The sequence below is a fragment of the Longimicrobium sp. genome (genome assembly GCF_036280135.1).
In the GTDB taxonomy this organism is placed as follows: domain Bacteria; phylum Gemmatimonadota; class Gemmatimonadetes; order Longimicrobiales; family Longimicrobiaceae; genus Longimicrobium.
Genome location: NZ_DASURI010000648.1, coordinates 1 through 12057 on the forward strand (window position 1 = coordinate 1; position 12057 = coordinate 12057).

Here is a 12057-nt window from a genome sequence, read left to right on the forward strand (position 1 = left end):
CCGAGCGGCGCCGGGGCGGTGGACGGGCGCGGGAGCATCCGCTGCTCCTTCGCCCACGAGCCGACGACGGTGTGCCAGGGATACCCGGCGCGCTCGGTGGTGTGGATGATCAGCGCGCCCGCCGCCCCCTGCCGCTCCGCCTCCTCGAACTTGTACGTCCAGCGGCCGTAGTACGTCATGGCCTGCCCGCCGAAGCGGTTGGGGTCATCTGACGGCGCGGGCGGATCGTTGACAAGCACCAGCAGCACCTTGCCGCGCACGTCCATCCCCTTGAAGTCGTCCCACCGGTACTCCGGCGCGCGCGAGCCGTAGCCCACGAAAACGAGCTCGCCGCTGGCCTGGCTGCGCTCCGCCGCGCTCCCGGCCCACACGACGACGTCCTCGGGGTAGCGCAGGCTCGCCGTCGCGCGGCCGGCGGCGGAGACGCGGATGCTGCCCTGCTCCGCGCCGACGACGTCGATGGGCACGCGCTGAAAGTACGAGCCGTTCACGCCCGGCTCCACGCCGCTCTCGCGCAGCTGGCTGGCGATGTATTCGGCCGTCAGGCGGCCGCCGCGGGTAGCCGGCGCGCGGCCCTCCAGCAGGTCGGACGAGAGAAAGCGCAGGTGTCCGTCGATCTCGGCGGGGGTGATGCGCGGCGCCTGCGCGGCGGCGGACTGCGCCAGCAGCGTGGCCGCCGCGGCCGTGAGCAGGGTGCGTTTCATGGGACGGATGGTCATGGGATGCGGATCGCGCGATTGAAAGGTGCCGTGCGCCATCGGTTTTGGCGGAGAAGGTAGGCGGCGGCGCGATGCGGGGAAAGGCGCGGACGGGCACGGGCGGGATGGTGCGGAATCGCGGAGGGCCGGCGGCGGCGGAGCGCCCCCCATCCCCGACCCTTCCCCCATAAACTGAATGGGGGAAGGGAGAACGTCATCGCGGGCGCCGCGTCCTGAACGCGTGGCGGAATATCTCTCGCCCGCCGAGGCCCCCTCCCCCCGGCCCCCTGCCCCTGCTTCGCGGGGGAGGGGGAGGACTGCATCGAGAAGCAGCCTGCCCTCCCGCTGGGGCCACCTCCCTCCCCCGCGCAGTTTGCGGGGGAGGGTCGGGGAGGGGGGGCGCTCCGCCGCCCGGCGGCCCTCCGCCCTCCCGCATCCACCCGCCCTACAGCCCCAGCCCCATCTGCGGATCATCCTTCTTCCCCGTGTCCTTCTCCAGCGCGTCCTTCGTCTTCCGCCCGGCACCCTCCCCCGCCCCGCCCGAGTCCGGCGGCGCGGCGGCGTCGGCCTCGCGCAGCCAGCGCTCCAGCACGCGGACCACGTGGGCGCGCTCGTCGTCCGTCATCTGGCGCCCGGCAGGGATGCCGTGCCATTTGGCCAGGCAGCCGCGGCAGCACGTGCCCGTGGCATGCTGGGCCACGAAGACGGGGTGCCCGCGCATGGGCGTCTGCTTGCCGTCGTTGAGCGGCTCGGCCGGGGCCAGGCGCGCGGCGATCATCTCGTCCGCGTGGCGCAGCACGGTGTCCATCCCGCGCCCGCGCAGGTACGCCAAGTCCGCCGCGTTCAGCCGCTGGCGGCGGCGGAACGCGGAGCGCGCAAGGGCCTGGAACAAGTCGTCGGGATCGCGCATGGGCTGTCACGAGGTGCGGGTCTGCGGACAAGAGAGGGCACTGGCGCGGCGGACGCAACTGTTTATATTCCAACGCTGTCCGCACGCCGCGATCCCCGCGCGGCACCCGGCCGGCGGACGGCGGGCAGCAGCTCGCAACCTTTCCCGATCCTCCTCCGTATCACTGCCCGCCGCGGCAAACATGTGCCGCCCGAGCGCATCACCGGAGCCATGGACCCTTACCTCTTCTGCCTCATCCTGGGATTCGCGGGCCTCGCCATCATGGCGGCCAGCGGCCTTGCCTCGCACGGCGGCGACCACGGCGGCCACGGGCATTCCAAGGAGGTCGGCGGGCACGGCACCAAGGAACTCGGCGGCCACGGGCACGGCGTCAAGGAGCTGGGCCACGGGCACGGGCACGACGTGCACGGCCACGGTCACGACGCGGGACACGGCCACCTCAAGGACGCCGACCACGGGCACGTCAAGGCCATCGGGGCCAAGGACCTGGCGCACCACGACGCGTCGCACGACGGCCTGGGCGACGACATCAGCGAGTACCTGTTCTCGCTGCTCTCGCCCCGCGTGTTCTTCAGCATCCTGGTAGGCGCGGGCGCGGCGGGGCTGCTGCTGGAGCCGGTCCTGGGCGGCCTGCTGCTGATGGGGGTGGCCGCCGTGGCGGGGTTCGCGTTCGAGGGGCTGCTGGTGCGGCCGTTCTGGAACTTCCTGTTCCGCTTTGCCTCCACGCCCGCGCAGACGCTGGACAGCGCGCTCATGGACCGCGCCACGGCCGTCACGGGCTTCGACGCGGCGGGACAGGGCGTCGTGAGCATCGAGCTGGACGGGCAGATCGTGCAGCTGCTGGGCACGCTGCGCCCCGAGGACCGCCACGTGCGCGTGCGCGCCGGCGACGCGCTGATGGTGGAAGACGTGGACGGCAGACGGAACCAGTGTACGGTGTCGTGGCTGGGCGCGGGCGCGCCGGCCGACGGGCGCTGACCGCGCCCACAATCAACCTCTTGGAGGGACCATGTCCGCGTTCCTGATCATCGGCGCACTGCTGGCGGTCTTTGTGTTCATCCCCATGATCGTCACCGGCTTCCTGCGCAACGTGGAGGCCGGCACCATCCGCATGGTGAGCTGGCTGAGCGGAAAGACGCTCATCTTTCGCGGTCCCGGCAAGAGCTGGGAGGTGCCCCTGCTCACCACCGGCACCACGCTGAGCAGCAAGGCCATCAACGTGGACCTGGACATCACCGACCAAACGGCGGACCTGGACGACCACGGCGTGCCGCAGCCCATCAAGGTGCGCGTGCTGGCCAGCGCCATCGTGTCGGTGGGCGACAGCGACCAGATGATCAAGACGGCCGCCAACCGCTTTTTCAGCAAGCCCGACGAGGAGCAGATCAACATCCTCATCGACCTGCTTTCGTCCAGCGGCCGCCGCGCCATCAACCTGCTCACGCACGACCAGCTGTTCAGCGCCAAGACGGCGCCCAAGCTGCCGGTGGGCGGCATCCCGGCGCCCGCGGGGACGGCCGTGGCCGTGCAGGACGAGGTGTCGCGCGCCCTGGCCCCGTCGCACCGCGGCGAGGTGGAGGACGATGACGATCCGCTCGCCATCATCATCCGCAAGGCGTGCTCGCGCGAGCTCACGGACCTGGGGCTGAGCTTCAACTCGCTCAACATCAAGGTGGTGCAGAGCGACGTGGCCGAGGCCCGCCGCCGCCAGAGCACCGCCGAGGCGCAGGCCAACGCCGAGATCGTGGCCGCCCTGCAGACGCGCCGCGCCAAGGAGGCCGAGATCGAGGCCGCCCGCGTGATCAGCGACCGCCAGCGCGAGCTGGAGCAGACCCGCGCCGCCAACGCCGCCCTGGTGGCCGAGGCCGAGGCCAAGAAGCAGGCCGCCCTGGCCATGCAGCGCAGCGCCGAGCTCGAGGCCACGCAGATCGCCCAGGCCCGCGCCGACGCCGAGCGCGTACGCATCGAGGCCGAGGCCCAGGCCCGCGCCGAGGCCATCCGCATCACCACGGTGGCCGAGGCCACGGCCGAGAGCATCCGCAAGGTGAACGAGGCCATCCAGCAGGGAGGCGAGAGCTACTTCCGCTACAAGCAGATCGAGATGCTGCCGGACGTGGCCCCGTTCATCGCCGACGCGCTGTCCAAGGCGCGCCTGGTGACCATCTCCGGCGGCGGCGAGAGCGCGGCCGAGGGCACCACCAACAGCATCACGGGCGTGATCCAGACGGTGCTCGCGGCGCAGCTGGTGGCCAGCAGCGGGATGATGGACAACGCGCAGCCCACCGCCATCCCCGTGGGCCGCATCGTCGGCAGCGAGTAACCGCCGCGCGGCGGATGACGGATCAACGGCGGGCCGGGACGATGCACATCGTCCCGGCCCGCTGGTCGTTTGGGGAGGTGATGCTCGTCGATGAAGGACGGATCGCGCCGAGAGCAGCCCGCCCCTCTCCCGGCCTCTCCCCGCTCGTTCCTCGCGGAGAGAGGAGACCTTCGGCACGGAAGCGCCGCCTTCTACTCCCCCACCCAGTCTTGTCTTCCTGAGGGAGGCGCCGCGCGATCTCTCCCCGCGCACCACCCTCCGCCGCCGACCGAAGGATCGCCTCTCCCGCACTCGGCCTCCGCCCATCCTGAAGAGACTCGCCCGGCGGCATCCGTCCACGCTGCGAAGGTCGCGCATAGCCGGCAAGATCCTTCGGGGCCGCATCCATCCAGCACGAGTCAGGTGCGGCGAGGGCCCCTCAGGAAGACAACGCGGGCCAGCTCAGCCCGCACGGACGTAGACCGTCGTGCCCCAGGGGTCGCGGGCGGTGCCGCCGTCGCCGTCGCGCATCACGGCGCGACCCGTCGTGGCGAGGCTGTCCAGCGAGGCGGTCGCGTCCGCTGTGGACGGGACGACGACCTGCCACTCCAGCAGGCGCGCGTCGTTGTCCGTCGCGGGGGCAGCCCCGGCGGCCCACGTGTTCACGCCCAGGTGGTGGTGATATCCGCCCGCGGAGAGGAACAGCGCGCCCGGGTAGCTCCACACCACCTTGTCCAGCCCCAGCCCCTCGTGGTAGAACGCCGCCGCCGCGTCGATGTCGCCCACGTACAGGTGCACGTGGCCGATGACGGTGCCGGCCGGCATCCCCGTCCACGGCGCGCCGCCGGCCGCGTTCACCAGGCCCTGCAGGTCCAGCGGCTCCGTGGCCATTACGAGCTGCCGGTCCTGGCTGCGCCACTGCGCGCGCGGACGGTCCGCGTACACCTCGATCCCCAGCCCGTCCGGGTCCTGCAGGTACAGCGCCTCGCTCACGAAGTGGTCCGACGCCCCCGCCCGCTCGCCGATCCGCGCCAGGTGCGCGACAAAGCGGCCCAGCGCCTCGCGGTTGGGCAGCAGGATGGCAAAGTGGTACAGCCCCAGCCGTCCGCGCCGCGGCACCGGCGCCGCGCCCGGCTTTTCGCGGAGCACGACGAGCGGCGCGTCGTCGCCGTGCGCCGTGAGCGTGGCCGTGCCGGGGCCCTGCTCCGCCACGCGCAGGCCCAGCACGTCGCGGTAGTACGCCAGCGACCGCGCCAGGTCCGCCACCTGCAGCGTCACGTGCCCCAGGCGGACGGACGCCGGCAGCCGATACCCGCGCGGCGCGATCCCGTAGCCCGGGTCCGCCGAGACCGTCGCGGTGTGCTGATCGAGGTTCGTCATCGTCGTTCTCCCGTTCCGCTTGGCGCCCTGCCCCATGCCGACGCGCTGACCGGAATCAATATATCCGTTACAACAACTATCGTCAACACAGGCGGATCAGCGGACGCATGGAAAGGATTGTAGATCCCCTCGCGTGACGCCGGAAAAGTGGATATCGTCAAGCGCAAGAGCCCGTTCCCGCGCCCCGTCCCGAGAAACGTCCATGCCCGACGAGCCCACGCCGCCCAAGAAGCCCAACAAGATGGTGTCCAAGACCGCGCTCGCGCTGGGCGCGGCCGGCCTGTTCCTGTTCATCGTCGGCGTAAAGCGCCGCCACCGCCTGGACGCCGACCGCGAGATCGGCTTCGAGGGCCCGCGCAAGGACGCGGGCGGCGAGTGACGGACGAGAGAGCGCCCGGGACGTGCAGGCCCGGGCGCTCTCTCGTTCCCCTGCCCCCTGCCTCACAGGCGGCCGATCCGGCTCCAGTCCGCCGACCCGTGGACCGCCAGCACCCTTCCGCGAATCTCGCCGCGCGGCACGAACCCCGTGTGCCGCGAGTCCACCGATCCGCCGCGATCGTCCCCCAGCATCAGGTACCGGCCCGCGGGAACGACGAGCGGCCCCCAGTCGTCCGGCGTGGGCGCGTACGCCGCGCGGTCCCCCGTGCCCGCGAGAGCATCCATCTGCCACTGGAAGTTGTACGGTCCCTGGACGGGAAGCGGCAGGGCCGGTTTCGTCGATCTGCGCGCGTACGGCTCCCGGAGCGCCCTGCCGTTGCGGAAGACCGTGCCGCGGATCATCTGCACGGTGTCGCCGGGCACGCCGATGATCCGCTTGATGTGGTCCTGCACCGGCGTGTAGCCGGCGGGCCGGTAGACCACCACGTCGCCCGCGCGCGGCTGGCGCAGGGCCGGCAGGTGCAGGGACGTGAACGGGATGGGCGCGCCGAAGACCGTGTTGCTGGCCACGACGTAATCGCCCACGCCCAGCGTGGGCTGCATGCTGCCGCTGTTGATGCCGTACACCTGCACCACGAACAGCCGCAAGACGGAAAACAGCAGCACTGCGGCGGCAACCCCGCGCACCAGTTCCCGGCCAGCAGGACGGCGAGTCGCGCCGGGTGGACTCTCTTCCGTCGCAGCGCGTCGGGAACAAGGCAGGCGCGGGAACAAAGCGGGCGTACTCACACCCGTCACGCCCCGGTCGGGAGCCCGGGCGCAGCATTCCGTACCAGCCGAAGGCTTGCTTCGAACTGCGAGACACGCTGGCGTAACGCGGACAGCAGCCGGCGAGTGGACTCTGCCTGGAACCAGGTCCGATAAGCCTCCACGTTCGGAAACGCGAACGTGAGGGTAAGCGCCGGCCCGGTCTGCACGCGAGCCTCGGCGCACAGCTCCACCAGGTTCGGATCACGCTCGATCTGCTCGAGGATGTCGAAGGGAAGCGGAAGCGCCGCCACCGCTTCGCCATGATGGATGATCCCCGAAAAGGTGATCACGGTCGCGACGCTTTCCCTTCCCGCATCTGGCCCGAGCCCCTGCGCGGCAAGCGGTCTGGTAATGAGCAGGGCCACGGCGACCAGGAGTGCAATCCCAGGCCGCGGGAACACTTTCAGGACTGCGGTACGATGCATTTTCCGCCTCCGTTGTCGTACGCCTGCTCGACCACCATGCAGGTTGTCGAGCACACGATGCACTTCGCGCCGGCCAGGGGGCAGCAGGTGGTGCACTCCGCACCCCGAGCTTCTCCGCTGTGCACCAGGGGCAGGCGCAACGGGGTGAATGCCGCGAGCGCGGCAACTGCCAGCAGCGTGGCCTTCAATGGGGTCTCCCGCATGAGTTCATCTCCGCGCATGAGCATGATCCCGGTCCGCTCCCGTTCACGTCTGGCTGGCACATCCAGGCGTGCCGACCTTTCCCTCGTAGTGGTTCTCGAACTTCACGCATTGCGCCGTGCCGCAGACCACACAGGTGGGGCCCGCCAGCTCGCAGCACGTGGGACAGGCGGCCGTTGCCAGTCCCGCTCCCCCGCCCGGCTGAAACGAAACGGGCGTAAAGGCGCCAAGCACGGCAGCACCGACAAGTCCCGCTCGAGCCACGCGTCCAGGTATCATTGCGTTTTCTCCCGCGTTGAATGAAAGCCGCCCCGGCAGGCGCCTGCGATCACGCCGCAAGGGGATAGCGCACGATGCGCGGCTCGGGGACCCACTGGATGGCATAGAGCCAGCGTCCATCCCGTGTCACCGTAATTCCCCGCGCGCGCTCGTCCAGCCGGTAGGTGCGGACCCGGTCGCCATCCCAGGTATACACGTGGATCTCTGTTCCGAAGTACGCGTACGCGCCGCCCTCGGACAGCACCTGGCCCGAGTACAGCGCGTAGATGTGCTCGTCCGTCGAGGCCAGCCCGGTGTAGCCAAAGCGGTGATCGGCACCAATCGCCATTGTGTTGCCGGCCGGCTTGCTGTGCACCTCGAATACGGGATCGAACCCGGACGCGCCGCGAAGCTCGCGGACCAGCGTTCCGTCCGCGCGATAGATCTCCAGCCTGTCGGCACTCTCCGTCCCCATCGCGAGACGCTGCCGATCAGGCGCCACGGTGAGCGGTCCGGTAAAGGCGTGCTGCAGGACCGTAATCGGCACGTTCTGGCCGGGTGTGCTGGGCGGACGCTTGCCAATGTAGCGCACGATCCGCCCCGTACGGTCCGTTACCGCGATGCGGCCGTCAGGATAGATGCCGGTCGCCGCGATCGTGGAATCGGTCAGCCAGCCCGCCTTCAGCAGGAGCGTCGGTCCGCCCGGCTGCAGGTTGATCACCTGGTCCATGCTGGGAACGGATGCGCCCTCCGGCATAAAGAAGTGCGACAGGCGCCCCAATGAGCTGTCGAACACCCAGAAGGAGCCATCCGAGCCCAGGTCCGGAAGCACTTCGTTCGCCTCGCGGAACTCGCCCGGCCCCGCCCCGTTCTTGCCGAACGAGAGCAGGTGCGCACCATCGGCGGCCGCGAGAACGTGCAGGAACGGCGGACTTGCGTCCGTCACCACCAACCGGCTTCCGGCGACGGAAATGCTGCTGGGCCGGCCCAGGAAGTCGCCTCTCGTGACAACCTCGCCACTCAACGGTTTTGCTTCCGTGCGGCTTTCAGTCTGCGAGCAGGCAGACGCGAGCAGAAGAAACGCTGCGAGAGTAGCGGTTCGCATGGACGGGCAGGAGAGGAAAATCAGGCGGGAAGATGAAGCCATACAAGACCCATCCACTCTGTTCATGTCCAGTTACCCCGACGCCTGTAACGTGGACGGCGGGAACGGTGGACCGGAGACGCGGACGGAGAGATCAGCGCCGGGATCGTACGGACCCGATCCGCTCCCCAGCGGGCGGCAGGAGAAGCTCCCGGGAGAGATGGAAAGGACGAATCGGAGCGAATGCATCTCCAGCATACGCATTCCCCCTGTCCAGGTCAAAGGAAATCTCGTCCGGATCTCTCCAGGTCCACGCGGCGCTGCCGATGCGCTCGCCCCCGGCGATTCTCCGGCCTACCCCCGCGGCTTCGGCCTGTACTCCACGGCGGTGACGTTCTCGAACCGGTCGTGCGTGGCCCAGAACGGACACCGCGGGCAGACCTCGCCGTCGGGATAGTCGATGCCTTCCTCGTGCGGACAGCCGAAGATGCTGTTCATCACCACGATGCGGGGCGGCGCGTGCCTGCGCAGGAACGCGCCGACCTCGTTGCCGATCGCGTTGTCCACGCGCGCGTCCACCCGGTCCGCGAACCACGTGCGGAGCAGCGGCTCGGCGCCGTCGTACGTGATGATGGACGCCACCATCCTGGTAGCGCGCCGGTCGTCCGGCCCATAGAAGATCAGCGTTGCGACCGGCCAGTCTCCCCGGCCGGAGCGGGCCATCCGGGTGCTCCAGGGACGCAGCTTCATCGTCCAATCCCTCGATCGTTGGTGTCCCCCGTCCGTCACACGCTGTCTACGATGTGCACGAGCGGTGGACGGAGCAAGGCCGGTCTTTCGCGCGGTTCCGGTCCGCGCGCATGGTCCGGCGTGCTCCCCCGCGCCCCGTCTCGCCGTGCATCCCCGCGCGCTGTATCTTGCCGCTCGACCGCATCCGTGGACCGACGACCGAGCGAGACCGATGCCCGCGACCGACTTTCTGAAGCGCAACCGCGAACAGCACCTCGAAGAGCTCAAGGAGTGGCTCCGCATTCCCAGCGTGAGCGCCAAGAGCGAGCACAAGGGAGACACCGCCCAGGCCGCCGAGTGGCTGGCCGGGCGCATGCGCGAGGCCGGCCTGCAGACGGTGGAGGTGATCCCCACCGAGGGCCACCCCGTCGTCCTGGGCGAGTGGCGCGGCGCCCCCGAGGGCGCCCCCACCCTGCTGGTCTACGGCCACTACGACGTGCAGCCCGCCGAGCCCCTGGACGAGTGGAAGAGCGCGCCGTTCGAGCCCGAGGTGCGCGACGGCAACCTGTTTGCCCGCGGCTCCGTGGACGACAAGGGCCAGGTCTACCTCCACGTCAAGGCCGTGCAGGCGCACCTGGCCGAGAACGGCACCCTCCCCGCCAACGTCGTCTTCGTCATCGAGGGCGAGGAAGAGGTCGGCTCGCCCAACCTGGCCAAGTTCCTCCAGCAGAACGCGCAGCGGCTGGCCTGCGACGCCGTGCTCATCAGCGACACCACCATGTTCGCGCCCGGGCTGCCCTCCATCACCACGGGGCTGCGGGGGATGGCGTACATGGAGATCCGCGTGCAGGGCCCGTCCGTGGACCTGCACTCCGGCGCGTACGGCGGCGCGGTGGTGAACCCCGCCAACGCCCTGGCCCGCATCATCGCGCAACTGCACGACGAGCGGGGCCGCGTGAACATCCCCGGCTTCTACGACCGCGTGCGCGAGCTCACGGCCGAGCAGCGCCAGGGCATCGCCGGCCTGCCGTTCGAGGAAGAGAACCTGCGCAAGGAAGTGGGCGCCCCGAAGCTCGGCGGCGAGGAGGGCTACGGCCCCCTGGAGCGCATCTGGGCCCGCCCCACCCTGGACGTGAACGGCCTGCTGAGCGGCTACACGGGCGAGGGCGCCAAGACGGTGCTGCCCTCCAAGGCCATGGCCAAGGTGTCCATGCGCCTGGTGCCGGACCAGGACTACAAGGAGGTCGAGCGGATGTTCATCGACCACGTCCAGTCGCTGGCGCCGGAGGGGGTCACGGTGGAGGTGCTGGCGCTGCACGGCGGCCAGCCCTGGTACGCCGAGGCCAGCGGCCCCGTGTTCGACGCGGCGGCGCGCGCGCTGGAGGGGGCGTGGGGGCGCAAGCCGGTGTTCATCCGCGAGGGCGGCAGCATCCCCATCGTGCAGGCGTTCCAGGAGACGCTGGGCGCGCCGGCCCTGCTGATCGGATTCGGCCTGCCGGGCGAGAACGCCCACGCGCCCAACGAGTGGATGTCGGTGGAGAACTTTCACGTGGGCGCCGAGGCCATCGCCCGGCTGTACGAGGAGCTGCGGTGAGCCAGGGAGCGACGACGGTGGAGGCCGAGGCCCGCGCCTTTGCCGACGACCTGCAGGCCCGCTTTGCCGTGCTGGAAACGCAGGCGGCCCTGGGCGGCTGGGACGCGGCCACGGGCGGCGGCGACGAGGCCATGGAGCGCGCCACGCGCTACCGGGCAGAGTGCCGCACCCTGTTCTCCGACGCGGACGGCGCGCGGCGGGTGCGCGCGTGGCTGGCCTCGCCCGAGCTGCGCGACGCCCGGCTGCGGCGTATGCTCACGCTGATGGACCTGGAGTTCACGCGCAACCAGCTGCCGGCGGAGACCATCACGGACCTGGTGGACCGGCAGGCGGAGATGGAGCGCGTGTTCTTCGACTTTCGCGCGGAGCTGGACGGGGAGCGGGTCACCAACAACCGCATCCTGGACGTGCTGCGGGCGGAGCGCGACTCGTCCGTGCGCCGCGCGGCGTGGGTGGCCAGCAAGCAGATCGGCGGGCAGGTGGCCGCGCACCTGCGGGAATGGGTGCGCCGGCGCAACGAGGCCGCGCGGTCGCTGGGCTTTCGCGACGCGTACGCCATGGACCTGCACCTGCAGGAGATCGACGAAGCGCAGCTGTTCGCCACGCTGGACCAGCTGCGCGACCTGAGCGAGGCGCCGTTCCGCGACCTGCGGGCGGAGATCGACCGGGAGATGGCGGCGCGCTACGGCGTGGGGACGGACGAGCTGCGCCCCTGGCACTGGGAGGACCCGTTCGCGCAGGAGGCGCCGCTCATGCGCGGGGTGGACCTGGACGGGTGGTTCGCCCGCAACGACCCCGTGGAGCTGGCGACGGGCTTCTTCCGCGGCATCGGCATGCCCGTGGAGGACATCCTGGCCCGCAGCGACCTGTACGAGCGCGAGGGCAAGGACCAGCACGCGTTCGCGGTCGACATCGACCGCCAGGGCGACGTGCGCATCGTCTGCAACCTGCGGCCCAACGAAAAGTGGACCAGCACCCTGCTCCACGAACTGGGCCACGCCGTGTACGACGCGGGTCTGCCTCCCGCCCTGCCCTACCTGCTGCGCACGGTGGCGCACACGCTGAGCACGGAGAGCGTGGCCATGTACTTTGGCCGGCTCACGCGCGACCCGGCGTGGCTGCGCGAGGTGGTGGGCGCGGCGCTGTCGGAGGACGAGGCGCGCGAGATCCGCGGGCAGCTGCGGGCGTCCATGCTCATCGCCGCGCGGTGGATGCTGGTGATGGTGTACTTTGAGCGCGAGCTGTACCGCGACCCGGACCGCGCGGACCTGAACCGCGTGTGGTGGGACCT

12 protein-coding genes and 1 pseudogene are annotated in these 12057 nt (G+C 70.5%); 5 read left to right on the plus strand and 8 right to left on the minus strand.

The genetic code is table 11. The annotated features are described in order from the left end of the window. Both VFZ20_RS21050 and VFZ20_RS21055 read right to left on the minus strand, forming a co-directional pair. A pseudogene (locus VFZ20_RS21050) lies at positions 1 to 704 on the minus strand (hypothetical protein); the annotation flags it as partial. Positions 705 to 1143: 439 nt separating this feature from the next. Further along, a complete protein-coding gene (locus VFZ20_RS21055; protein ID WP_329685914.1) occupies positions 1144 to 1608 on the minus strand; it encodes a DUF4186 domain-containing protein in 465 nt (154 codons plus the stop codon). 210 nt (positions 1609 to 1818) lie between these two features. Between VFZ20_RS21055 and VFZ20_RS21060 the strand changes: the two genes are divergently transcribed. After that, positions 1819 to 2586 (plus strand): hypothetical protein, encoded by a 768-nt coding sequence (locus tag VFZ20_RS21060; RefSeq protein WP_329685915.1) that lies wholly within the window; start codon positions 1819 to 1821, stop codon positions 2584 to 2586. Between the two features lie 31 nt (positions 2587 to 2617). Next, complete coding sequence (locus VFZ20_RS21065; RefSeq protein WP_329685916.1) at positions 2618 to 3928, plus strand: hypothetical protein; 1311 nt, start codon at positions 2618 to 2620, stop codon at positions 3926 to 3928. A gap of 441 nt (positions 3929 to 4369) precedes the next feature. Here VFZ20_RS21065 and VFZ20_RS21070 read toward each other — a convergent pair whose 3' ends face one another. After that, positions 4370 to 5287: a VOC family protein gene (locus tag VFZ20_RS21070; protein ID WP_329685917.1), complete on the minus strand. Its 918-nt coding sequence runs from the start codon at positions 5285 to 5287 to the stop codon at positions 4370 to 4372. A gap of 202 nt (positions 5288 to 5489) precedes the next feature. Between VFZ20_RS21070 and VFZ20_RS21075 the strand changes: the two genes are divergently transcribed. Then, positions 5490 to 5666, plus strand: coding sequence for a hypothetical protein (locus tag VFZ20_RS21075; RefSeq protein ID WP_329685918.1), 177 nt, complete (start codon positions 5490 to 5492; stop codon positions 5664 to 5666). Positions 5667 to 5728: 62 nt separating this feature from the next. On the opposite strand, the gene lepB is transcribed toward VFZ20_RS21075, so the two are convergent. The 5 genes from lepB to VFZ20_RS21100 all read right to left on the minus strand — a co-directional run bounded on the left by lepB (position 5729) and on the right by VFZ20_RS21100 (position 9193). Next, entirely contained in the window at positions 5729 to 6463 is a 735-nt protein-coding gene (gene lepB, locus VFZ20_RS21080; protein ID WP_329685919.1) for a signal peptidase I, read from the minus strand. Continuing rightward, positions 6460 to 6900, minus strand: a complete 441-nt coding sequence (locus VFZ20_RS21085; RefSeq protein WP_329685920.1) for a hypothetical protein — start codon at positions 6898 to 6900, stop codon at positions 6460 to 6462. The genes lepB and VFZ20_RS21085 overlap by 4 nt, the downstream gene beginning before the upstream one ends. Next, positions 6879 to 7088 carry a hypothetical protein gene (locus VFZ20_RS21090; protein WP_329685921.1) on the minus strand — a complete coding sequence of 70 codons (210 nt, stop codon included), beginning with the start codon at positions 7086 to 7088 and terminating at the stop codon, positions 6879 to 6881. The genes VFZ20_RS21085 and VFZ20_RS21090 overlap by 22 nt, the downstream gene beginning before the upstream one ends. A gap of 341 nt (positions 7089 to 7429) precedes the next feature. Further along, positions 7430 to 8506 (minus strand): BF3164 family lipoprotein, encoded by a 1077-nt coding sequence (locus VFZ20_RS21095; RefSeq protein ID WP_329685922.1) that lies wholly within the window; start codon positions 8504 to 8506, stop codon positions 7430 to 7432. A gap of 291 nt (positions 8507 to 8797) precedes the next feature. Then, on the minus strand, positions 8798 to 9193 hold the full coding sequence (locus VFZ20_RS21100) for a hypothetical protein (protein ID WP_329685923.1): 396 nt from the start codon (positions 9191 to 9193) through the stop codon (positions 8798 to 8800). A gap of 211 nt (positions 9194 to 9404) precedes the next feature. Between VFZ20_RS21100 and VFZ20_RS21105 the strand changes: the two genes are divergently transcribed. Then, on the plus strand, positions 9405 to 10766 hold the full coding sequence (locus VFZ20_RS21105; protein ID WP_329685924.1) for a dipeptidase: 1362 nt from the start codon (positions 9405 to 9407) through the stop codon (positions 10764 to 10766). Continuing rightward, positions 10763 to 12057 (plus strand): M2 family metallopeptidase (locus VFZ20_RS21110; protein WP_329685925.1); only part of this gene is annotated, 1295 nt, incomplete at its 3' end. The genes VFZ20_RS21105 and VFZ20_RS21110, both read left to right, overlap by 4 nt.

Bases quoted from the DNA above. Each gene is read 5' to 3' on its own strand.
- VFZ20_RS21055 (WP_329685914.1), bottom strand. From the start codon at position 1,608: ATGCGCGATCCCGACGACTTGTTCCAGGCCCTTGCGCGCTCCGCGTTC.
- VFZ20_RS21060 (WP_329685915.1), top strand. From the start codon at position 1,819: ATGGACCCTTACCTCTTCTGCCTCATCCTGGGATTCGCGGGCCTCGCC.
- VFZ20_RS21065 (WP_329685916.1), top strand. From the start codon at position 2,618: ATGTCCGCGTTCCTGATCATCGGCGCACTGCTGGCGGTCTTTGTGTTC.
- VFZ20_RS21070 (WP_329685917.1), bottom strand. From the start codon at position 5,287: ATGACGAACCTCGATCAGCACACCGCGACGGTCTCGGCGGACCCGGGC.
- VFZ20_RS21075 (WP_329685918.1), top strand. From the start codon at position 5,490: ATGCCCGACGAGCCCACGCCGCCCAAGAAGCCCAACAAGATGGTGTCC.
- VFZ20_RS21085 (WP_329685920.1), bottom strand. From the start codon at position 6,900: ATGCATCGTACCGCAGTCCTGAAAGTGTTCCCGCGGCCTGGGATTGCA.
- VFZ20_RS21095 (WP_329685922.1), bottom strand. From the start codon at position 8,506: ATGGCTTCATCTTCCCGCCTGATTTTCCTCTCCTGCCCGTCCATGCGA.
- VFZ20_RS21100 (WP_329685923.1), bottom strand. From the start codon at position 9,193: ATGAAGCTGCGTCCCTGGAGCACCCGGATGGCCCGCTCCGGCCGGGGA.
- VFZ20_RS21105 (WP_329685924.1), top strand. From the start codon at position 9,405: ATGCCCGCGACCGACTTTCTGAAGCGCAACCGCGAACAGCACCTCGAA.